This is a genomic window from Ruegeria marina, assembly GCF_900101475.1.
GTDB classification, from domain to species: Bacteria; Pseudomonadota; Alphaproteobacteria; order Rhodobacterales; family Rhodobacteraceae; genus Ruegeria_B; species Ruegeria_B marina.
The window spans coordinates 122,644-143,069 of record NZ_FMZV01000013.1 but is presented as its reverse complement, the minus strand read 5'-3'; the positions used below and the strand labels follow the sequence as shown (position 1 = coordinate 143,069).

21 protein-coding genes and 1 tRNA gene are annotated in these 20,426 nt (G+C 62.8%); 6 read left to right on the top strand and 16 right to left on the bottom strand.

Annotated features, from left to right (window positions below):
* Both BLT75_RS17185 and BLT75_RS17180 read left to right on the top strand, forming a co-directional pair.
* Nucleotides 1–1,038 carry an Ldh family oxidoreductase gene (locus BLT75_RS17185; RefSeq protein WP_093034580.1) on the top strand — a complete coding sequence of 346 codons (1,038 nt, stop codon included), beginning with the start codon at nucleotides 1–3 and terminating at the stop codon, nucleotides 1,036–1,038.
* 9 nt (nucleotides 1,039–1,047) lie between these two features.
* Nucleotides 1,048–1,248 (top strand): hypothetical protein, encoded by a 201-nt coding sequence (locus BLT75_RS17180; RefSeq protein ID WP_143028592.1) that lies wholly within the window; start codon nucleotides 1,048–1,050, stop codon nucleotides 1,246–1,248.
* 60 nt (nucleotides 1,249–1,308) lie between these two features.
* Here BLT75_RS17180 and amaB read toward each other — a convergent pair whose 3' ends face one another.
* From amaB to BLT75_RS17160, 4 genes are all read right to left on the bottom strand, one after another.
* Complete coding sequence (gene amaB / locus BLT75_RS17175) at nucleotides 1,309–2,823, bottom strand: L-piperidine-6-carboxylate dehydrogenase (RefSeq protein WP_093034574.1); 1,515 nt, start codon at nucleotides 2,821–2,823, stop codon at nucleotides 1,309–1,311.
* Nucleotides 2,824–2,826: 3 nt separating this feature from the next.
* Nucleotides 2,827–3,933, bottom strand: a complete 1,107-nt coding sequence (locus BLT75_RS17170) for a saccharopine dehydrogenase family protein (RefSeq protein WP_093034571.1) — start codon at nucleotides 3,931–3,933, stop codon at nucleotides 2,827–2,829.
* A gap of 114 nt (nucleotides 3,934–4,047) precedes the next feature.
* Nucleotides 4,048–4,476 (bottom strand): Lrp/AsnC family transcriptional regulator, encoded by a 429-nt coding sequence (locus tag BLT75_RS17165; RefSeq protein WP_093034568.1) that lies wholly within the window; start codon nucleotides 4,474–4,476, stop codon nucleotides 4,048–4,050.
* Between the two features lie 54 nt (nucleotides 4,477–4,530).
* On the bottom strand, nucleotides 4,531–5,505 hold the full coding sequence (locus BLT75_RS17160) for a quinone oxidoreductase family protein (RefSeq protein ID WP_093034564.1): 975 nt from the start codon (nucleotides 5,503–5,505) through the stop codon (nucleotides 4,531–4,533).
* Between the two features lie 197 nt (nucleotides 5,506–5,702).
* Between BLT75_RS17160 and BLT75_RS17155 the strand changes: the two genes are divergently transcribed.
* Nucleotides 5,703–6,560, top strand: a complete 858-nt coding sequence (locus tag BLT75_RS17155; protein WP_093034561.1) for a DUF2189 domain-containing protein — start codon at nucleotides 5,703–5,705, stop codon at nucleotides 6,558–6,560.
* 21 nt (nucleotides 6,561–6,581) lie between these two features.
* Here the strand turns inward: BLT75_RS17155 and BLT75_RS17150 are convergent, their stop codons facing one another.
* On the bottom strand, nucleotides 6,582–7,565 hold the full coding sequence (locus BLT75_RS17150) for an NAD(P)H-quinone oxidoreductase (protein WP_093034557.1): 984 nt from the start codon (nucleotides 7,563–7,565) through the stop codon (nucleotides 6,582–6,584).
* A gap of 66 nt (nucleotides 7,566–7,631) precedes the next feature.
* On the bottom strand, nucleotides 7,632–8,312 hold the full coding sequence (locus BLT75_RS17145) for a COQ9 family protein (protein WP_093034554.1): 681 nt from the start codon (nucleotides 8,310–8,312) through the stop codon (nucleotides 7,632–7,634).
* A gap of 107 nt (nucleotides 8,313–8,419) precedes the next feature.
* Here BLT75_RS17145 and rpsU point away from each other — a divergent pair, with 107 nt between their 5' ends.
* Nucleotides 8,420–8,626 (top strand): 30S ribosomal protein S21, encoded by a 207-nt coding sequence (rpsU, locus tag BLT75_RS17140; protein WP_008207378.1) that lies wholly within the window; start codon nucleotides 8,420–8,422, stop codon nucleotides 8,624–8,626.
* Nucleotides 8,627–8,785: 159 nt separating this feature from the next.
* On the opposite strand, the gene BLT75_RS17135 is transcribed toward rpsU, so the two are convergent.
* The 5 genes from BLT75_RS17135 to BLT75_RS17110 form a co-directional block, all read right to left on the bottom strand.
* Nucleotides 8,786–10,441 carry an AAA family ATPase gene (locus BLT75_RS17135; protein WP_143028591.1) on the bottom strand — a complete coding sequence of 552 codons (1,656 nt, stop codon included), beginning with the start codon at nucleotides 10,439–10,441 and terminating at the stop codon, nucleotides 8,786–8,788.
* Nucleotides 10,442–10,563: 122 nt separating this feature from the next.
* Nucleotides 10,564–11,565, bottom strand: coding sequence for a DMT family transporter (locus BLT75_RS17125; protein ID WP_093034545.1), 1,002 nt, complete (start codon nucleotides 11,563–11,565; stop codon nucleotides 10,564–10,566).
* Nucleotides 11,566–11,669: 104 nt separating this feature from the next.
* Entirely contained in the window at nucleotides 11,670–12,827 is a 1,158-nt protein-coding gene (locus BLT75_RS17120; protein WP_093034627.1) for a cytochrome P450, read from the bottom strand.
* 143 nt (nucleotides 12,828–12,970) lie between these two features.
* Entirely contained in the window at nucleotides 12,971–13,861 is an 891-nt protein-coding gene (gene ppk2, locus BLT75_RS17115; protein ID WP_425441145.1) for a polyphosphate kinase 2, read from the bottom strand.
* 188 nt (nucleotides 13,862–14,049) lie between these two features.
* Entirely contained in the window at nucleotides 14,050–14,508 is a 459-nt protein-coding gene (locus tag BLT75_RS17110; RefSeq protein ID WP_093034540.1) for an Lrp/AsnC family transcriptional regulator, read from the bottom strand.
* Nucleotides 14,509–14,647: 139 nt separating this feature from the next.
* Here BLT75_RS17110 and ald point away from each other — a divergent pair, with 139 nt between their 5' ends.
* Nucleotides 14,648–15,772 carry an alanine dehydrogenase gene (ald, locus tag BLT75_RS17105; RefSeq protein ID WP_093034539.1) on the top strand — a complete coding sequence of 375 codons (1,125 nt, stop codon included), beginning with the start codon at nucleotides 14,648–14,650 and terminating at the stop codon, nucleotides 15,770–15,772.
* A 208-nt stretch (nucleotides 15,773–15,980) separates the two neighbouring features.
* A complete protein-coding gene (locus BLT75_RS17100; protein WP_176828097.1) occupies nucleotides 15,981–16,802 on the top strand; it encodes a class I SAM-dependent methyltransferase in 822 nt (273 codons plus the stop codon).
* A 97-nt stretch (nucleotides 16,803–16,899) separates the two neighbouring features.
* Here BLT75_RS17100 and BLT75_RS17095 read toward each other — a convergent pair.
* The 5 genes from BLT75_RS17095 to BLT75_RS17075 form a co-directional block, all read right to left on the bottom strand.
* Nucleotides 16,900–16,976, bottom strand: a tRNA-Met gene (locus tag BLT75_RS17095).
* A gap of 185 nt (nucleotides 16,977–17,161) precedes the next feature.
* Nucleotides 17,162–17,968 carry a mechanosensitive ion channel family protein gene (locus BLT75_RS17090; protein ID WP_093034535.1) on the bottom strand — a complete coding sequence of 269 codons (807 nt, stop codon included), beginning with the start codon at nucleotides 17,966–17,968 and terminating at the stop codon, nucleotides 17,162–17,164.
* A gap of 82 nt (nucleotides 17,969–18,050) precedes the next feature.
* Nucleotides 18,051–18,482: a large conductance mechanosensitive channel protein MscL gene (gene mscL / locus BLT75_RS17085; protein ID WP_093034533.1), complete on the bottom strand. Its 432-nt coding sequence runs from the start codon at nucleotides 18,480–18,482 to the stop codon at nucleotides 18,051–18,053.
* A 242-nt stretch (nucleotides 18,483–18,724) separates the two neighbouring features.
* Complete coding sequence (locus tag BLT75_RS17080; protein WP_093034531.1) at nucleotides 18,725–19,882, bottom strand: MFS transporter; 1,158 nt, start codon at nucleotides 19,880–19,882, stop codon at nucleotides 18,725–18,727.
* Nucleotides 19,883–19,955: 73 nt separating this feature from the next.
* On the bottom strand, nucleotides 19,956–20,405 hold the full coding sequence (locus tag BLT75_RS17075) for a YtoQ family protein (protein ID WP_093034529.1): 450 nt from the start codon (nucleotides 20,403–20,405) through the stop codon (nucleotides 19,956–19,958).
* Nucleotides 20,406–20,426 lie beyond the last annotated feature (21 nt).

Sequence of the window (20,426 nt, the reverse complement as noted above, 5' to 3'; positions counted from 1 at the left end):
ATGACACACTATCGTTCAAAGCTCGAACTCAACGGGCACCGGGTGCCGGTTCCAGCCGGCGAGGCCGACGCGCTGCTCGTTTCGATCTTTGCCCGCCTGGGTTGCCCCCCGGAAACCGCGCAGGCGGTCGCAGCCCACCTGGTCGACACCAGCCTCTGCGGCATGGAAAGCCATGGGGTCATGCGCACCCTGCAATATGCCGAGCAATTCCAGAATGGCTACATGAGGGCAGAGGCGCAAACGCGCGTGCTGGACAATGGCCGCGGCGGGATGATTGTCGATGGCGGGGGCGGCATAGGCATCCCGACGATGCAACGCGCCTATGATTCAGCGATGCAGGCCGCAGGCGATGCCGGGATATCTGCACTGGCGATACGCAATCTCGGCCATACCGGGCGGCACGGTGCCTATGCCGATATAGCCGCCGAACGGGGGTTTCTGACGATCTGTATCGGGGGAGGCAACCGGCAGACCTGGCGTCAGGTCGCACCGCATGGCGGAGCGCGGGCAATGCTGCCGACGAATCCATGGTGCATCGGCATTCCGGGCGGGACAGACGGGCCGGTCGTACTTGATTTCGCCACCTCGAAAATCGCGGGCGGATGGATCTATGCGGCGCGTTCGGCCGGGGCCCTGCTGCCCGAAGGCTGCGTCATCGACCGCGACGGCAACCCCACCCGCAACCCCGAGGACTATTTTGCGGGCGGCGCCATCCTGCCCTCGGGCGGGCACAAGGGCTATGGGCTGGCTCTGATCGGCGAGCTGATCGGCGAAGCCATGCTGGGCCCTTCGACAACCGAATGCCACTGGTTGCTGATCACGCTCGACACCGGGCGGTTCCGCGAAGGTCACGCCATGTCCTTCGCCGCCGAAGAGGTGCTGGCCGAACTGCGCGACTGCCCACCCGCGCCGGGGTTCGAGCGGGTGGAGATCCCTGGCGAACGCGAGCGCTTGCATCGAGCGGCTTCGGGTAATGTCCTGCATGTGCCTGCCGCAACTTGGGACCAGATACTGGCCCTTTCAGCGCGCCTGGAGTGACATCTGCCGTTGCTCTCTTTGATCGAAGAAGGGGCCGAGGCTGTCGTTGCCCCTTCGGTGTCCAAGTTCAACTCGACTCCGACCATCTTTTCCTGGCTGCTCGAAAAGGCGGGCATCGAGCGCGTGATCGACGCGAGCCTCGACGGGATTGTCACCGATTATCCTGACCGGACGGGACAACTTCTGAACCGCAGCCTGCCCATGAGATGACGCCAAAATGCAAAGCCCCGCCGGATGGCGGGGCTTGCCGGTCGGGGCTGCCCGAGACGGTCAGATGTCGAATTTGACACCCTGCGCCAGCGGCAGTTGGGCCGAGTAATTCACCGTGTTGGTCTGACGGCGCATATAGGCTTTCCACGCATCCGAACCGCTTTCGCGGCCACCGCCGGTTTCCTTTTCACCACCGAACGCCCCGCCGATTTCCGCGCCCGACGGGCCGATGTTGACATTGGCAATGCCGCAATCCGAACCTGCCGCCGACAGAAACTGTTCGGCCTCGCGCATGTTCAGCGTGAACACGCACGAAGACAGGCCCTGCGGCACGTCGTTGTGGATCTCGACTGCCTCGTCGAAGTCGTCATAGCCCAGTACATAGAGGATCGGGGCAAAGGTTTCGGTCTTCACCACAGCGCTCTGCTCCGGCATCTCGACGATGGCCGGTGTCATGTAGACGCCGTCCTCGGGCACGCCGTCCCGTACCCGCGCGCCGCCGAAGATCGTTCCGCCCTCGGCCCGGGCGGCTTCGAGCGCCGCGGTCATCGCCGCGCCCGCCGCCTCGTCCACCAGCGGGCCGACCAGCGTGCCCTCTTCCAGCGGGTTGCCGATAGGCAGGCCGGCATAGGCTTTCTTCAAACGGGCCACCAGATCCTCCCTGATCGAATTGTGCACGATCAGACGGCGTAGCGAGGTGCAGCGCTGGCCGGCGGTTCCGACCGCCGAGAACACGATGGCGCGCACCGCCATTTCCAGATCCGCCGACGGGCCGACGATCATCGCGTTGTTGCCACCCAGCTCCAGGATGCACTTGCCCAGACGCGCCGCCACGATGGGCGCGACCGCGCGGCCCATGCGGGTGGAGCCGGTGGCCGAGATGATCGGCACATCCTCGCTTGCGACCAGCGCACGGCCCAGCTCGGCGCCGCCGATCAGGGTCTGCAACAGCCCTTCGGGCGCGTCGCCGAACCGCGCGGCGGCGCGGTCAAATATCTTCTGGCAGGCCAAGGCGGTCAGCGGCGTCTTTTCCGACGGTTTCCAGATCACCGGATCGCCACAGACGATGGCCAGCGCCGCGTTCCACGACCAGACCGCCACCGGAAAGTTGAAGGCCGAGATCACGCCGACAGGTCCCGCCGGGTGCCAAGTTTCCATCATCCGGTGGCCTGGGCGCTCGCTGGCGATGGTCAGGCCATAGAGCTGCCGCGACAGGCCCACGGCGAAATCGCAGATGTCGATCATCTCCTGGACCTCGCCCAGCCCTTCGGAGGTGATCTTGCCCGCCTCCCAGCTGACCAGCGCGCCAAGGTCGGCCTTGGCCGCCCGGAGCTCTTCTCCCAACAGGCGGATCAGTTCGCCACGGCGCGGCGCGGGCACACTGCGCCAGACCTTGAAGGCCGACTTGGCCCGATACAGCACCGCGTCCATACCGGATACCGGCATTTCGTGCACCTCGCCCAGCAGGCTGCCGTCGATCGGCGAGGTGACCCGGAGCCGGCCGCCTGTCCGTTCGGCGGCGGTGATCCCAAGTTTCTCCATCACGGTCTCTGCGGTCATCATCATGTCCTTCATGTCTCAGGCTGCCTTGCTTTGCTTGGTGACGTCGCCCGCCCGGTAAAGGCGGCCAAATTCGGTGTCGAGGAATTCGGCGAAACTGACCTGCTCCTGCCGGATGAACCCTTTGGACGGCAGCACGCCGGTCCGCATCAGGTCGACCACACCCAGCACGCCGGCGGCGGTCGTCACCTGGATCGCGCTCCAGACCTGGCCGTCGATCAGGCGGGAATAGGATTTGTTGATCAGGCTCTTTTCGCGCAGCTGGCCGCCGATCCGGCCCCTGGCCGTGCAATAGACCAGCACCACGTCCTGGTCGGTGCGCGGCAACGCGGTCTCGAAAATGTCCTTCAACAGGTCGCGGCGACGCTCCAGCCCCAGATCATTGAGCAGAAGCTTGAGAATGTCGCGATGCCCCGGATAGCGGATCGAGCGATAGGACACCGACCGCGCCTTGCCTTCCAGCGTTTCCGGCAGGGTCCCCAGACCGCCCGAAGTGTTGAAACACTCGTATTCGACCCCGTCATGGCCAAGGATCTCATAATCCGCCAGCGGCGCGGTCTTGACCAGCTTGCCGTTCACGATGGCATCGCAAGGGTTGCAGTATTCGTTGATCAGCCCGTCGGTGGACCAGGTCAGGTTGTATTTCAGCGCATTGGTCGGATAGAGCGGCAGCGCCCCCACCCGCATGTGCAGGCTGTCGATCTCGTCGAACTCGGCCGCCAGTGCGGCCCCGGCGATGCCGACAAAGCCCGGCGCCAACCCACATTGCGGCATGAAGGCGGTCCGGCTGTTTTCGGCCAGCGCGCGGACTGCACTGGTGGCGGCCACGTCCTCGGTCAGGTCGAAGTAATGCGCACCCGCCGCCTGCGCGGCCTTGGCGATGGTCGGCGTCAGAAAGAACGGCGCCGCCGAAATGACCGCATCGAAGCCTTTCAGCCCCTCGGCCAGCCCGGCCTCGTCCTTGGCGTCGATCTGCTTGGTCGGCACACCCATCTTGTTGAGAACCGACAACGCCGCCAGGTCGTGATCGGCCACGGTGACCGAGTAATTGGGCGAGGTCTTGAGCAAAGTGGCGATCATCTGGCCGATCTTCCCGGCCCCGACAATACAGATATCCCAGCGCATGGCACGTCTCCTTGTTTTGACAACAGGATGACGCGTTTGCCGTTCGGTCTGTAGGGAGCAGAGTGTCGGAATGACTCCCCATCCCGTCGATTTGACGGCAAACCTAACTTTTTGTCAGATACGGTCGATGCGACGCCCAAAGACGACAAAGGTATTTGTCCGCTGAACACCTGGAATCGCTCCCAGTTCATCGACAAGAATATCGAGGTCCTCGATCCGCGGCGCTTCGGCTGACAGAAGCAGGTCGAACTCGCCATTGATCGACAGGCAAAGCTTGATCTCGGGATAGGCTTCGAGGCGCTTGATGATGCGCGCGGTTTCCTTTTGCTGCACTTCCAGCAGAACCACGACCTGCACCTTGCTGTCGTCCTGCGGTTCGCGCAGGACGACAGAATAGCCCGCGATCACGCCGCGTGCCTCCATCCGGGAGATGCGTTCGTGCACGGTGGTCCGCGCCACACCCAGCCGCGCGGCGATCTTGGTTGTCGATTCGCGGGCATTGTGTTGCAGCGCCGCGACGATCTGGCGGTCGAGCTTGTCCATGTTCCTTCCTTGCCCCGCCGGTTGCGACGGCGCAAGAAAATAGATTCGGTCGCCTCAAAGCTCCAGAATGGTCGAGCCGGTGGTCTGCCGGGCTTCGAGCGCGCGATGCGCATCCGCGACCTGATCCAGCGGAAAACGCTGATCGATGCGGATCTTGACCTCGCCCCCGGTCACCTTGCCGAACAGCCGCCGCGCCATCGCCTGGCAGGCGGCATGATCGGCGATATGGGTGAAGAGCGTCGGGCGCGTGATCTTCAGGCTGCCCTTCTGCGCCAGAACGCCGATGTTCAACGGCGGTACCGGCCCCGAGGCATTGCCGAAAGAGATCATCATGCCCAGTGGCTTCAGACAGTCGAGCGACCCTTCGAACGTATCCGCACCCACCGCATCCATCACCACATCGACGCCCTTGCCGCCGGTCAGTTCGCGAACCTTCTCGGTGAAGTTCTCGGACCGGTAGTTGATGACATGGGCCGCGCCATGCGCTTTGGCCAGTTCGCATTTCTCATCCGACCCGGCGGTGCCGATCAAGGTGATCCCTTCGGATTTCGCCCATTGGCAGGCGATCAGACCGACGCCGCCGGCGGCAGCATGGAACAGCACTGTATCGCCCCTGCCAAGCGGCGTGGTGCGGTGAAAAAGGTAATCGACCGTCAACCCCTTGAGCATCATCGCGGCGCCCTGGTCGAAACCGATCTCATCGGGCAGCGGGCAGACCTGCGCGGCGGGCATCACCCGCGCCTCGGTATAAGCCCCCGGCGGGGCCGAGGCATAGGCGGCCCGGTCCCCGACATTCAGATGCGTGACACCCTCACCTACCGCCTCGATCACGCCCGAGGCCTCCATCCCCAGGGCATGGGGCAGTTGCAGCGGATAAAGTCCGGTGCGCTGGTAGACGTCGATAAAGTTCAACCCGCAGGCCTGGTGCCGAATCCGAACCTGCCCCGGCCCCGGCTCGCCAACTGGACGGTCCTGCAACTGCAGGACCTCTGGGCCACCGAAGGCCTCGATCACCACTGTTTTTGCCATGCTCACTCTCCTCCCTTTGCTTTCGCTCGGCCCGATCACAAGGCAGCACCGGACAAGAAGTTACTCCCACCATAGTGATCGCGATAACCGTCGGAATATGTTATAATAATGTCAAGCGTTGCCGGTCGCCCTGGCCCAAGGCAACCAAGTGGCCGGCCGGCCCGTGGCGCTGCAATTCGCCAAGGAGGACACAAGCCATGGCAAAAACCATCGGAAATCCGGTCACCTGGACCCTGCGCAACCTGGGCGCATCAGGAGAACACCTGTCTCAAGCGGCATCGGAACTGGGCGGTACCGCAGATCAAGCGGAACCCGTCGCCAACAAGATCGAAATGCAGGATCTGCGCGACGCACTGAGGGCGGGATACCGCGATTTTCTCGAAACGCGCGCCGACGTGTTGTTCATCGCCGTCATCTACCCGCTGACCGGGCTGATTCTGTTCGGATTCAGTTTGAATATGGACTTGATCCCGTTGCTCGCCCCATTGGTCGCCGGCTTTGCCCTGTTGGGGCCTGTCGCTGCCGTGGGTCGCTACGAGATCAGCCGCCGTCTCGAACGCGGTGAAGAGGTGACCTGGCTCGATTCGTTTCGCGTGGTCCGCGCCCCATCCTTCGGAGCGATCCTGGTTCTGGGGTTCTACCTGACCCTGCTGTTCCTGATCTGGCTGATGGTCGCGCACGGGATCTGGGAGCGCACGCTTGGCCCCGATGCGCCGGTATCCGTGACGGCATTCGCCAGAGATGTTGTGACAACCTCGCAAGGCTGGACCATGGCGATCTCCGGCATCATCGTCGGCTTCTTCTTTGCCCTGCTGGCCCTGGCGATCAGCGTGGTCAGCTTTCCGCTGCTGCTCGACCGAGAGGTTGGCGTGCCAGTGGCGGTCGTGACCTCTTTCCGCGTGTTCCGGCGCAACCCGGTCGTCATCCTGACCTGGGGTGCGGTGGTGGCAGGGCTGCTGATACTGGGATCGATCCCGCTGCTTCTGGGGCTGATCTTCGTGATGCCCATACTGGGGCACGCAACATGGCACCTGTATCGCCGGGCCGTGAGTTGACACCGGCCCGGCAGGCCGCGATCAGGCGACCCTGAGAACGATCTTGCCGATATGGCCCGAACTTTCCATCCGCGCATGGGCCGCAGCCGCATCGGCCAGGTCGAATTCGCTGTCCATCACCGGCGCGATCCGACCCGCCTCGATCAACGGCCAGACGGCCTCGCGCAGGTCTTGGGCGATCTGCGCCTTGGCCAAGTCGCTTTGCGGCCTGAGCGTGCTTCCGGTAATCGTCAGGCGCCGCACCATCATCAGGGCAAAGTTCAGCTCGACCACCGGCCCTTGCAGGAACGCGATCTGCACCAGCCGGCCATCATCGGCCAATGCCTTGATATTGCGCGGGATATAATCGCCACCCACCATGTCGAGGATCAGGTCGGCGCCACCTTCGGCGCGCAGAACCTTGACGAAATCCTCGGTGCGGTAGTTGATCGCGCGCTCGGCCCCCAAATCCAGGCAGGCCTGGCATTTTTCGTCCGATCCAGCAGTGGTAAAAACCCGCGCACCAAAGGCGTTGGCAAGCTGGATAGCGGTCGTGCCGATCCCGCTGGAACCACCATGCACGAGGAACCGTTCGCCTGCCTTGAGGCCGCCGCGCGAAAACACGTTGGACCAGACGGTAAAGAAGGTTTCCGGCAGGCAGGCCGCCTCGCGCAGGCCCATGCCGTGCGGCACGGGCAGGCAGTGAGCGGCTGGCGTGGCGACGTATTCGGCATATCCTCCGCCCGGCAGCAAAGCACAGACCATGTCGCCGCGAGCAAGGGAATCGACGCCCGGACCAACAGCCACAACCTCGCCCGAGCATTCCAGCCCCGGCAGGTCGCTCGCCCCCGGCGGCGGGTCATAGGCCCCGGCCCGTTGCAGCGCATCGGGCCGGTTCACACCGGCATAGGCGACCTTGATCACCACCTGCCCATGCCCCGGCACGGGCACCGGACGGCTGCCGGGTTGCAAGACTTCGGGGCCGCCCGGTTTGCTGATTTCAACCACGTGCATCTGATCGGACATGGAACCTCCTGTACATTGGTTGGGTCGCCGAGGCATTGGCCTGACCCCGGCATCGTCATGTTGCGTTCACCCGAGCGAGCCCGGCAAATCGTCGCCGCGACGGGGCGCGCGCATCTGCTGCGCAAGCCAGTTCGGACCGGCGAGCAAAGGTTTGAGCAGGGGATTCTTCCGGATGTCCGCCTTGAATTTCTCGAACTGCATCACGTTGTCGATGCGGCGGTCGAGAAACTCCCATGTCGCCTGATGCTCCGGGCTCTGATCCCCCAGCCAGTACAGGACTGTAGACGAGTAAACCGCTGAAAGCGTTGCTCTTTTCGTGTACCAGTTCACATCCTCGGAAGTATCGCCCAGCGCTGTCCAGATCGCGTCGCAGGTGCCCCAGATCGCCTTGGCCCCATCCGCGGCATAGACAGGCAGGGCAAAGAGGGAGGCGCCGCGGCGCACTGCCTCCTTGTCTGTCACCGCCTCGAGCCGGAACCGGACGGCGGCGGCGATCCGGTCGCGGAAGCGCAGGTCGGAGAGATCCTCGGACGCCAGACGTTCCAGCATCGCGGCATCGCCGCGCGCATGATAGGCCAGCGCCAGATCGACCGCGCCGCGCGGACAGATCGCACGGGCAAATCCCGCATCCAACCCCGTATCTGCGACCGCGGCGCGAAAGGTTTCCTCGCTCCAGCCGTCGAAGGCCACGTGGTTCAGAGCGGCGTCCAGCAGCCGATCCCTGGCCTGTTCATAGGACATGGTCATGATGTGACTCCTTGTTCCCCCCTATCTAGACAAGTTGTTCCCGGTTTGCTATACGCCGGGCTCCTGCAATTCCTTGCAACTCAACTTAGAAAGGTGGTGAAAACCACATGCAGGTTAGTGTTCGCGACAACAACGTCGATCAGGCGCTCCGCGCCCTGAAGAAGAAGCTGCAGCGCGAAGGCGTTTTCCGTGAAATGAAGCTGAAGCAGCATTTCGAGAAACCGTCCGAGAAAAAAGCGCGCGAGAAGGCTGAAGCGATCCGCCGTGCCCGCAAGCTGGCACGCAAGAAAGCACAGCGCGAAGGCATGCTCTAAGGCATTCGTTCTCGTCCGGCTTTGGATGACACTATTTGACGACCCCCGTGGCCCGGCCTCGGGGGTTTGTCGTTTGTGGGGATTTTGGCCGCTTTGTACGCGCTCCGGCAGGTGGATTGACCGTTTTGTACGAAGCCTTTTGATCAAAACCCGGTAGATTCAAACCTCGAAAGCCATGCCTTTTCGCGCAGGATCAGCGAACCACGACCGTGCTCGACCGAGGAAGTCCCAGACGTCTGCGTCACCCGGTTTGACATAGTTTGCGTCATTGGGGTCAGACCCCAAAGCGTCGAAGATGCTTCGAAGCCAGCCATGCTTGTCGCGTTTGACATCGATGTTGGAAAGCCATTGCTCCTGCTCACCTCGCTCCACGACGAATAGTCCGAATGTCGCAAGGTCAGACAACAAAGATTCGGCAGTGTCTTTGTTCTCCTTGGTCAACAAGTCGATACCGCCCCGCAGTTTGTAGTCCATCTGCTTGTCGTCTGTGCTAACTTCCTTCAACAACTCAAACACGCTCTGCCGCGCGGTTTCGAATGTCCGCCGTCTCGATTTTGGCACGCCAACTGCGCGCATTTGTTTCGCCCAGTTTTCTCCGCCTTCCGCCAATACATCGAGATCGACGATGCCAATAGTGGGCACTCCCATCTGCCGCAGTGGTTCGACCAAACGGGGTACCGTCGACTTTTCGTGAGCATTCAGGAACAGAGCGTTGTCGATACCGCGCGGATCTTTCGCGGAAAGAAGACGGTTGTTGATTTCCTGATAGAACGCTCGGTCAGCGTCCGCTTCGGTAACCACAACCGCCTGAGCAAACAATCCGGACAGAACATTGGCCGACCGCATCATCGGGTCATTCATCAGGCGGCGCAGGGTGTCGTTGTCCAGCAATCGCGCTGTTGCGACCCCAGCCTGATATTGCAGGCGCACGATGCGTATCGGCACACCGGATTCGACCGCACCCATCAGAAAATCGGCGCTGTGTGTCGCGATGTAGACTTGTTTGTCACCGGCTTTTTCAGCAACTTGCCTGCCCAATGTGCGCGCGAGTGTCGGGTGAAGAAACGCCTCGGGTTCATCAATCAAGATGACTTTAAAATCGCTGGCATGAAGCGCGCCGAGCATTCCAGTGTAAGCGTTGAATCCATCACTGGCATGTTCTGCCGGAAGTGCTGTTTTCAAGTAATCAATCAAGCTTTTGTTCAGAGAACGCTCGGTCTCGGCGTCGGGTGCAGCACTTGAAAACGCCAGTTTCAGCGTCCCGTACCGCGATACCGTGTCAATAACCGGGTAATAGTCGATACCTGCTTTGGCAGCTGTCTGGAAACCCTTTCGCCTGGCATCGTCAGTCAACAGCCTGGCGAGGGGGCCAGAGGGAGATTGCAAGTCCGCGCCTTCTTCAGCGGGCAACATCGCCAGTCTTTTTGCGCCATTCATCCAGACACAAAGCGGTTCGCGAAAGACTCGCCCCAAATAGTTGTCCCATTGCACTGGCACGTCTTGCGATATCTGTCTTCGCGAGAACTGCCCTCGAGGTAAAACAACAATTTCCTCATCTTCCTTGCCTGCAAAAGCAGGGTGATCATCAAGTAACCGGTTTTCAAAAGGATGAAGCAGCACCTGCCGCAATGCGGATTTCTTTCGCTCCTGCGGGCTGCGGCCTGACTCAGAAACTGCGCCATGAATCGCTTCCAACAACGCTGTTTTTCCGCAGTTGTTTGGCCCGACAAAGAGCGTAACGCCAGCCTGGCCCTCCAAACGCAATGGCGCTGCGCCATCTACCGGCCCGCAATTCAATTCAACTGCTTCGATCACCTGCACCGCCTTCACAAGAAAAAAGTCTTTCCTCGTCAACTGTCGCAAAAGTAGATGCCATCGGCAATCCTTCAATCATAGGCTTAGGCACAGCTTCATAAGCGACAATGATCGCTTAGTCTTTACCGCTGCCGCATGACACCCAGTCCCCGGCGGCGCACGATACGGCGGCCGCGCAGGGTTTCGCGGAACAGGATCAGGAGGCCCGAGCCGACGATCAGTGTCAGCCCGATCCAGGTGGACAGGCCCGGCAGCACACCAAACACCACATAGCCCCACAGCACCGCCCAGGGCAGATAGGTGTATTCGAACGGGGTGACGACGCTGGCCTCAGCCATGCGATAGGCCTGGCTGAGCGCGAAGAACCCGATGCCCGAGGTCACCCCCAACGCCGCCAGCGCCAGCCAGTCCATCGGCGCGGGCGCGATCCAGTCGCGGTAGAGGAAGGCCAGGCTCGGGTGCGGCGAGGCGGTCTCGAGCCCCGAGAACACCAGCCCCAGCACGGTGCCGCCGACGATATAGACCAGCAGGGTCACCAGCGTCATGGTGCCGCCATTGGTGCGGCTTCCCAGACGCCGGGTGGCGATGATCGACACCGCGTAGAACAGCGCCGCCGCCAGCGCCAGCAGAGCCGCCGGCTCGAACACCGCGGCACCCGGTTGCACGATCACCAACACGCCGGCCATGCCGAGGAGCACCGCCAGCCAGCGCCAGATGCCGATCCGCTCGCCCAGGAACACCGCCGCCAGCAAGGTGACAAAGATCGGGGTGGAGAAGGTGATGGCGGCGGTCTCGGCCAGGCCGATGGCGGCCAGCGCCATGTAATAGACCAGGTAGGACGAGAAGGCCGCCACCGCGCGGGTCAGTTGCAAGGGCCATGACCCGATCTTCAGCGGCCAGAGCGCGCCTTCGGAGCGGGCCATGGCGGCGGCGATCGGCAGGGCGAAGATCGAGCGCCAGAACACGATCTGATGCACCGCGAAATCGCTGCTGAGGCTCTTGATGATCACGTCCTGGATCGGAAAGATCGTGGTGGCGAGCAGCAGGAACAGGATGCCGGTCAGCGTGGTCGCGCCCTCGGGCTGATGCGCCCCGGCGGAAAGATTCGGATCGGCGGCGGTCATCCTGGTGTCCTTGTCTATGGATCTTCAGGATGTCTGGCCCTTTGGCGGCGGTCTTGCCGACCCGCGACACCGAGGTCGCGAACGGCCTGTGTTGGCGAACAGCTCTACCAGCGTACGGGCACCGACAGCGGGCCCCGGAAGGCCCAGCCGCCGAACCGCGCGGCGCCGTCCAGCGCGAGGCGCGGAAACCGCGCGAACAGCATGGGCAGCGCCACCTCGCCGATCAGGGCCCTTGACGCCCAGGCCCCGGCGCAGAAATGCGGACCCGCACCAAAAGAGATTGCGGCGGCAATGTCCTGGTCCAGGTCGAACCGGTCGGGATGGGCGAACACGCGCTCGTCCCGGTTGCCCGATCCGAACATCAGGAACACCCGGTCCTCCGGCTCGAAGGTGACGCCCTGCACTGTATCGCGCCGCGCCACCCGGCGCGGCGACATGCCGATGGGCGAGATCCAGCGGGCATATTCCTCGAAGGCGTGTTGCCAGGGCACCTCGCCCGCGCGCAGCCGCGCCAGTGCCGCCGGGTGGCTCAGCACCGCCCAGGCGGCGCCCGCGATGGCGTCGCGCGGCTCGTTCTGACCGCCGGATATGGCCAGCTTGATATTGGCGCGGGTCTGCGCGTCGCTGAGACCCGCGCGGCGCTGCACCGACAGCAGCGAATGGTCGGGCGCGGCATCCAGCACCGGGATCATCGCGTCGATATGGGCGTCGATCGAGGCGGTGCAGTCATGACAGCGCGCCTCGACGCCCGGGTCGCCCGCGTAATTGGCGCAGCCGTCGATCATGCCCTGGCTCACCCGGTCCATCTCGGCGGCGGCCATGTTGGTCAGCCCTGTGATCGCCTTCAGCGCCTCCGCCGATACAGGCATGGCATAGTCGCGCACCAGATCGCAGCGCCCGCGCGGCGCCAAGCCGTCCAGCACCCGTTCGGTGGCGGCACGGAACTGCGCGGTCCAGACCTGCTTCACGGTTCTGGGCGAGACAGTGGGAAAGATCGCCTTGCGCTCGGCCATATGTGCCTCGCCGTCCTTGCGCATCATGTTCTGGCCCATCAGTACCGTCATCAGCCCCTGCGGCTGGTCCGAGGAGAACACCTCGATCCGTTTCTCCTGTTCGAAGATGTCGTCGCGCCGGGTGATCAGCGTCGCCCCCAGCTGCGGCACATAGGCAATCGGCGCTTCAGCCCGCATCCGCTTCAGGTCCGGATAGGGATCGGCCCAGAAACCGGCCGGATCAATGTTGAATTCAGGTGCATCCGACAAAATGGGCCCTCCCCGCGTCATAGTGGGGCGTCCGCCCTGCCACCGTCAACAGAAAGCCGGATCCGGCTTCTTTCTGGTCCGAAATACTCCGGGGGGAGCGCCGCAGGCGCGGGGGGCAGCGCCCCCCTGCCGCGGACCGGGCCTCAATAGATCTTGGGCACGTAGAGCTCGTCGGGCAGCACCCGGCGTTCGTAATCGGGGTTGTACCTGCGGTCGGGCAGCGTGACCTTTTCATGCGGGATGTCGTGATAGGGGATCTTGGACAGAAGATGCTCGATGCAGTTCAGCCGCTCGCGCTTCTTGTCGTTGCCCTCGACGATGTACCAGGGCGCCTCGGGGATGTTGGTGCGGAAGAACATGTCCTCCTTGGCCTTGGTGTACTGTTCCCAACGGATACGGCTCTCCAGGTCCATGGGCGACAGTTTCCACTGTTTCATCGGATCGTGGATGCGCATGAGGAATCGCAGCTGCTGTTCCTCGTCAGTGATCGAGAACCAGTATTTCAGCAGGATGATGCCCGAGCGCACCAGCATCCGTTCGAATTCGGGAACGTCCTGAAAGAACTGTTCGACCTGATCCTCGGTGGCAAAGCCCATCACGCGCTCGACGCCGGCACGGTTGTACCAGGAGCGGTCGAACAGAACGATCTCGCCCCCCGCCGGCAGATGCGGCACATAGCGCTGGAAATACCACTGGCTCTGCTCGCGGCGCGAGGGCGCGGGCAGCGCCACCACGCGGGCCACGCGCGGGTTCAGTCGCTGGGTGATGCGCTTGATCACCCCGCCCTTGCCGGCGCTGTCCCGCCCTTCCATCAGGATGCACACCTTGGCGCCGGTATGTTCGACCCAGTCCTGTACCTTGATCAGTTCGGCCTGAAGCCGCAGCAGGTTGCGGAAATAGGTCTGCCTGTCCAGCATGTCGGGATGCTGGTCCTTGTAGATCTTGCGGATCTCCATCGAGAGCATCGGCTCGCTGAACTCGATTTCGACATCTTCGTCCAGCGAATCCTCAAGTTCGGCTTCGAGCCACTCCATCGACGGATCGTCGGTGTCCCTGATCAAGATGAATTCCTTTCGGCTGTATATAGGGCGTCACCCGTACCCGGGTTGAATGAATATCTCATGTCACGGCGGCGAACCGCTGTCGTTGCGTGAAATCAAACCGCGCGTCCGGTGCCGGATGGAGAGAATGATGGTTCCGGCGACGGGCTGCAAGGGTCACCTCAGACCGGCAGCGCCGTGGTCTTGAACACGGTCCTGAGCGCAAAGGAGCTTTGCATCTGCGCCACGCCGGGCAGGCGCGACAGGTACTGGCGGTGGATGCGGGCGAAATCCTCGGTATTCTCTGCCACGACTTTGAGGATGTAATCCGCCGTGCCGGCCATCAGGTGGCATTCCAGCACGTCGGGTATGCGCGCCACCGCCTTTTCAAAGGCATCGAGAAGTTCATCGGCCTGGCCCTGAAGCGTGATTTCGACGAAAACCGTCGTGGGCAGTCCCAACTTGCGCGCATCCAGCAGCGCCACGTAATCGCGGATATAACCTTCGGCCTCCAACCGCTGCACCCGCCGGTGGCAGGCCGAGGGCGACAGGTTGGCCCGTTCCGACAGATCGGAATTGGACATCCGGCCGCGGCGCTGGAGGGCGGCGAGGATCTTTCGATCTATCGCGTCTAGGCTCATTCGCGCACATCCTTTGCGTGATGACAATCAATCTTCGAAGAATATCGCAAAAATACTTCAAATGGCGAGTGGAGTTTCACAGAAATTGCTTGTCCTACCTGCCAAAATAACAGGCAGATTGCGAACGGAGGACGCAGACATGAAAATCGGTTGCCCGAAGGAAATCAAACCCCAGGAATTCCGGGTCGGCATGACCCCGAATGCAGCGCGCGAGGCGGTTGCAAACGGCCACGAGGTCATCATCGAGACCAGAGCCGGCACCGGCGCCGGGTTCGAGGATTCCGACTATGTCAATGCCGGCGCACGGATCGTGGACACCGCGGCCGAGGTCTTCGCCACCGCGGACATGATCGTCAAGGTGAAGGAACCACAGGCCGTCGAGCGCAAGATGCTGCGTGAAAACCAGCTTCTGTTCACCTATCTGCACCTGGCGCCGGACCCGGAGCAGACCCATGACCTGCTGGCTTCGGGCGCGACCTGCATCGCCTACGAGACCGTCACCGACCGCAACGGCGGCCTGCCGCTGCTGGCGCCGATGTCGGAAGTGGCCGGCAAACTCGCGCCGCAGGTTGGCGCGTGGACACTGCAAAAGGCCAATGGCGGCCGCGGCGTTCTGATGGGCGGCGTGCCCGGCGTGGGCCCGGCCAAGGTGGTGGTGATCGGCGGCGGCGTCGTCGGCACCCATGCGGCCCGCGTGGCCGCCGGCATGGGCGCGGATGTGACCGTGCTGGACATGTCGCTGCCGCGCCTGCGCTATCTCGACGACTCCATGCGCGGCGAGTTCAAGACCGCCTACGCCTCGAAGGGCAACACCGCCGAACTGGTGGCGCAGGCCGACATGGTGATCGGCGCGGTTCTGGTTCCGGGCGCGGCTGCGCCCAAGCTGATCAGCCGCGCGCAACTTTCGACGATGAAACCCGGCGCGGCGCTGGTCGATGTGGCCATCGACCAGGGCGGCTGTTTCGAAACCTCGCGCGCGACCACCCATGCCGATCCGATCTACGAGGTTGACGGGATCATGCATTACTGCGTGGCCAACATGCCGGGCGCGGTTGCGCGCACCTCGACCATCGCGCTGGGCAACGCCACCATGCCGTTCATGCTGGCACTGGCCAACAAGGGTTGGCAACAGGCTTGCGCCGACGATCCGCACCTGCTTGCCGGCCTGAATGTGCATGCCGGCAAGCTGACCTACTACGCGGTCGGCGAGGCGCTGGGTATCGACGTCGTATCGCCGAACCTTGTGGTCAAGCAGGCCGCCTGATCGCCTCCGCCATCGCGGAAACCAGAAACCCCGTCGGCTTTGCCGGCGGGGTTTTTTCTTGTGCGCGGGGCAGCCAATCCCAACCGCTTGCGGCACGGAGCAACAAGACCCCAAGCCATGCCGGGCAGAGCCGAATTTGGACATGTCCTGCGGAAACATGTAGGTTGCCATGAACCTTGTTCGGTTGAATGAAGAGGTGGGGGCCAGGATGACTGCTTATGAAGGTTTTGCGGAACTGGAAACCAGGGGCTGGTCCGACGACGGAATCGTGGCGGGCTACGTGAAACAGTTCGCCGAGGCGAGCGACATGGCAGTTCCGTCCATTCTGTCCAGTCTGGGAAACGGTGGCGGCCGGGTTCTCGACCTGTGTTGCGGACAAGGCAATGTCACCCAGGCACTTGCCAAGGCCGGCTACGCCGTCACCGGTGCGGATTTCTCGGCCAGGATGCTGTCGCATGCGCGCGACAGGTTCCCGGCCGGGGTTTTTGTCGAGGCAGATGCACAAGACCTGCCTTTCGAGGCTGGTGCATTCGATACTGTCGTCTGCAGCTTCGGCTTGATGCACATTCCCGACCAGCCGAGGGCGCTGTCGGAAATTCGCCGGGTGCTGAAGCCGAAGGGCCGGTTCGTCATGACCTCATGGTGTGGCCCGGATGTTTCGCCGGTGTTCCAGGTGTTCTACAGCAGCGTGCAGGAACATGGCGACGCTTCGGTCAAGATGCCGGACAGTCCCGATTTCCACCGGTTCGCAAACGCGGAGATGGCGAGGTCGATTCTGTCGGACGCCGGGTTCGACATCGAACAACAGCGGATCATCGACTGCTTCTGGATGCTGGACGCTCCGGATACACTGGCCGAGATCTTTCAGAATGGCGCACCGCGCGGCGGCTATCTTCTGTCTCGCCAACCCGAGGAGAACAATGCCGCGATCAAGGCAGCGGTGGCGGACAAGGTCCGAAACCGTTTCGCCGATGGGGACAGATGGCGTGCACCCATGCCGGCCTCTCTGATCCTGGCGCGCGTCCGGTGAGCAGGACCACCCCAAACAGTCGCCGCGTGCGCAGATCCGGCGGCATGCCTGACGTCGCGGTTCCGTTGGCTGATAGTGCACTTATCTCGGAAAAGGGTGGTAGCGTGAGGCGGACTTGAACCGCCGACCCCAGCATTATGAGTGCTGTGCTCTAACCAGCTGAGCTATCACGCCGCAACCACGGGCGGTGACTACCCAAGCGCGGCGACGGTGTCAAACGGATTCCGGGGCATTTCCGGCAAAAATTTCGACGCGGCCTTGCTGGAGTTTCCGGGCGGAGGGGGTACTGCCCCCGCCGCCGCAAGAGGCGGCTCCCCCCGAAGTATTTCGGAAAAGATGAAGGGGGCCCGGCTGCGTTCTCAGCCCTTTTTCTGGATTTCAACAGTGTGCGGATAGGGGATCGAGATACCACCCTTGTCGAAGGCTTCCTTGATTCTGCGGGTGAGTTCGAATTTCAGTTCCCAATAGTCGTCGGCCTTGCACCACAGGCGCGCGGTCAGATCGACCGAACTGTCGCCGAGGTTGGTGACACGGACCCAGGGCGCGGGATCGGCCAGAACGCGGGTATCCGAGCGCGCAATTTCTTCGATGATCTGCATGGCTGCGCCGGCATCATCGCCATAGTCGATACCGAACACCAGATCGACCCGGCGGGTGTCATGGGCGGAATAGTTCAGGATGATCGACCCCCAGGCCTTGCCGTTGGGTACGATGATCTGGACGTTGTCGGGGGTGACCAGTTCGGTGGTGAAAAGGTTCAGGTCGCGCACGGTGCCCGCCGTCCCGCCGATATCGACATATTGGCCGAGCTTGTAAGGGCGGAAGACCACGAGCATCACCCCCGCCGCAAGATCGCTCAGCGTGCCCTGGAGCGCCAGCCCGATGGCCAGCGATGCCGCGCCGAGTATGGCGACGATGCTCGTCGCCTGGATGCCGAAGATACCCAGCACCGCCACCAGCACCATGGCCAAAATGGCCCATTTCACCATACTGGCGAGGAAATTGCCCAGTGTCGGATCGATATGGGGCGTCGCGTTGATCCGACGCCGCACCATGCCACCGACCGCGCCGGCGACCATCCACCCGACAATGAGAACGACGAGTGCCTTGCCCGCATTCAATATCAATGGCCACAAAAAGTTGGCCTGCTCAATGTATTCCTGCATTCATCACCCTCCGAAGAACATTGGTATCAATAAATAGGTGCCGCCCTCGCCAGGAGAGCGGCCCCCTTGGCAAAAGCGCCGGTCAGCGTTTCAGAGCGTCGCGGATTTCGAGCAGAACGTCCAGTTCCGAAGGCCCCGCCGGGGCGGTGTGTTCGGGTGCAGCCTCTTCGCGGACGGCCACCTCCTTGACGCGGTTCACGACCTTGACCAGCAGGAAAACCACCCAGGCAATGATCAGGAAATTGATCACCGCCATGAAGAAGGCGCCATAGGCGAAGACCGAAGCGCCGGCCTCGCGTGCGGCGGCCAGCGAGTCATAGGCCGTGCCGTCGCCGCCCAGCACCACGAAATTGTTGGTGAAGTCCGCCCCGCCGGTGAACAGGCCGATGATCGGATTGATCAGGTCGTCGACCAGCGATTTCACAATTGCCGTAAAGGCGGCGCCGATGATGATGCCGACCGCCATGTCCATAACGTTGCCCCTGGCGATGAAGGCCTTGAATTCCTTGAGCATGTTCCGTTCCCTGGTTGTCTGGTTCTAGTTGTTCCGTTCTTGTTGCCGCCACAGCGGCCCAGCCAGCATTAACCGTCGGTTCGAAATTTTCACGGAGAAAATGTGCATGCAGGGCATGACTTTGCCGGTATCCTGACGCCGAGGGGCTGGGACAAGAAGCCCCTCGGCCTTGTTCGGTCTCAAGAAAGCGCCCACGCTCGGCCGCCGGCGCTGTTCGAAAGCGGTGCGCGGGGGATGATGGCTCAGGCCCGGCGCGACAGGGGCAGGAAGACAAATACGCCCAACATCGCCAGCACAATGACAAAGGCGGCGAATTCGAAAGCGGCGGACACCGTTCCGGCGCTTTCGGCCCATTTGCCGCCCAGACCCGGCAGGACCGAGAAACAGGCGTAATAGACGGTGTAGAACAGGCCCATGCCCATTGCCCGCTGTTCGGGTTTCAGAACGCGGCCGGGCAGGCTGATCAATCCCGCAACCGGCACGCCCGACAAGAGACCGATCAAGGCCATGGTGATCAGCATCGGCGGGACGCGGGGAAACAGGAACAGGGCGAGCCCAAAGAGGCTGAGACCGGTCAACAGCACCGTCGCGGGCCGGCCGGTGCGATCCGTCAGCCAGCCACCAAAGGTACCGGTCACGACGACGGTCCAGGAAACGATGCTGATCGACAGGCCCGCCAGTTCCAGCGACATCCCCCTTTCGACAAGCGATGTGGGGCCAAAGGACAGCAAGGCGGCGAGGCTCGCGTTGAACGCGCCCCACGAGAACCCGGCGACAAGCACCGCGCCAAGAACCGCGCCTTGCGGCATGGCCCGGGCAGGCGTGCCAGTGGTGGCGGGCGCTGTGTCAGGGCGGCGATACAACAGGACGAAGGCGACCAGGGCCGTAGCGATCAGGCCGGTTTCAACTGCAAACGGCAGGGCGACGCCACCCTGGGTCGCCAGCCAGGGCTGTACCACAAGCGACAGGCCGATACCGGCGGGCCACGAGTTGATGAAGATCACCATCGCGGTTGCGATCTGGCGATTGGCGAACCAGTCGAGCACCAGCTTGCTCATCAGGACGTTCATCAGGATGCCGCCGATACCGGCCATCAGCCGGGCGGCGCTGAACACGCTCAACGGCGGTTGCAGCGCCATGATCAGCGACCCTGCCGTCATCAGCGCCAGTCCGAAGAGGATCACCCTTTCATCGCCGAACCGGCGGGCGATGCCGCCGCCCGGAAGCGCGACCACCACCCCAGGCAGGAAATAGAGGCCGACGATCCAGCCGAGCCCGGCGATATCCAACGTATAGGTGTCAGACAGCACCGGACCGATGCCGCCGATGGTCGCGAATTGAAAGGCCATGGTGCAGCGCACCAGAAACAGCAGGATAAGAATACGCCAGTGCAACGCCATCGTTCCCCCTCCGACAGCAAATGCGACCAGCTTCAGTATAATCTGTTGTCCGTCAACGAAAATCGCGTGCCGGTCAGGCGGGCAAGGTCCCGGTCAGCACGTAACGCAGGACGGCAACCACCTGCACGGGCGTTTCCGCCACGGCAAGGGCGGCGGCGTGCACCTCTTTCAGCGCGTGCTGATGTTCGGGCGGGCTGAGCACGATGATCGACTTGCCCAGCGCGGCGGCATAGCCCGCGTCAAAGGCGGCGTTCCACTGCTTGTACTTGTCTCCGAACCGGACCACGACAACATCGGCGTCGGCGATGCCCTTGCGGGTGCGGATGGCGTTGACCATGGCGCCCTTGTGGTCGTGCCAGTATTTGTCAGGTTCGGCGCCGAGGATGGCAACGCCGCAATCGTCACTGGCGGCATGGTCGGTGACCGGGCTGGCAAAGCTGACATCCAGCCCCTTGGCGCCCGCCACGATCTGTTCGCGCCAGTCGGTGTGGATCTCGCCCGAGAGGTAGATCTTGAGGGTCATCAGGGTCTCCTTTCCGCTTGC

Excerpts from the sequence above, each read along its gene's own strand:
- BLT75_RS17185 (WP_093034580.1), top strand. The coding sequence starts at position 1 with ATGACACACTATCGTTCAAAGCTCGAACTCAACGGGCACCGGGTGCCG.
- amaB (WP_093034574.1), bottom strand. The coding sequence starts at position 2,823 with ATGAAGGACATGATGATGACCGCAGAGACCGTGATGGAGAAACTTGGG.
- BLT75_RS17170 (WP_093034571.1), bottom strand. The coding sequence starts at position 3,933 with ATGCGCTGGGATATCTGTATTGTCGGGGCCGGGAAGATCGGCCAGATG.
- BLT75_RS17165 (WP_093034568.1), bottom strand. The coding sequence starts at position 4,476 with ATGGACAAGCTCGACCGCCAGATCGTCGCGGCGCTGCAACACAATGCC.
- BLT75_RS17160 (WP_093034564.1), bottom strand. The coding sequence starts at position 5,505 with ATGGCAAAAACAGTGGTGATCGAGGCCTTCGGTGGCCCAGAGGTCCTG.
- BLT75_RS17155 (WP_093034561.1), top strand. The coding sequence starts at position 5,703 with ATGGCAAAAACCATCGGAAATCCGGTCACCTGGACCCTGCGCAACCTG.
- BLT75_RS17150 (WP_093034557.1), bottom strand. The coding sequence starts at position 7,565 with ATGTCCGATCAGATGCACGTGGTTGAAATCAGCAAACCGGGCGGCCCC.
- BLT75_RS17145 (WP_093034554.1), bottom strand. The coding sequence starts at position 8,312 with ATGACCATGTCCTATGAACAGGCCAGGGATCGGCTGCTGGACGCCGCT.
- rpsU (WP_008207378.1), top strand. The coding sequence starts at position 8,420 with ATGCAGGTTAGTGTTCGCGACAACAACGTCGATCAGGCGCTCCGCGCC.
- BLT75_RS17125 (WP_093034545.1), bottom strand. The coding sequence starts at position 11,565 with ATGACCGCCGCCGATCCGAATCTTTCCGCCGGGGCGCATCAGCCCGAG.
- ppk2 (WP_425441145.1), bottom strand. The coding sequence starts at position 13,861 with ATGGAGTGGCTCGAAGCCGAACTTGAGGATTCGCTGGACGAAGATGTC.
- BLT75_RS17110 (WP_093034540.1), bottom strand. The coding sequence starts at position 14,508 with ATGAGCCTAGACGCGATAGATCGAAAGATCCTCGCCGCCCTCCAGCGC.
- ald (WP_093034539.1), top strand. The coding sequence starts at position 14,648 with ATGAAAATCGGTTGCCCGAAGGAAATCAAACCCCAGGAATTCCGGGTC.
- BLT75_RS17100 (WP_176828097.1), top strand. The coding sequence starts at position 15,981 with ATGACTGCTTATGAAGGTTTTGCGGAACTGGAAACCAGGGGCTGGTCC.
- BLT75_RS17090 (WP_093034535.1), bottom strand. The coding sequence starts at position 17,968 with ATGCAGGAATACATTGAGCAGGCCAACTTTTTGTGGCCATTGATATTG.
- mscL (WP_093034533.1), bottom strand. The coding sequence starts at position 18,482 with ATGCTCAAGGAATTCAAGGCCTTCATCGCCAGGGGCAACGTTATGGAC.
- BLT75_RS17080 (WP_093034531.1), bottom strand. The coding sequence starts at position 19,882 with ATGGCGTTGCACTGGCGTATTCTTATCCTGCTGTTTCTGGTGCGCTGC.
- BLT75_RS17075 (WP_093034529.1), bottom strand. The coding sequence starts at position 20,405 with ATGACCCTCAAGATCTACCTCTCGGGCGAGATCCACACCGACTGGCGC.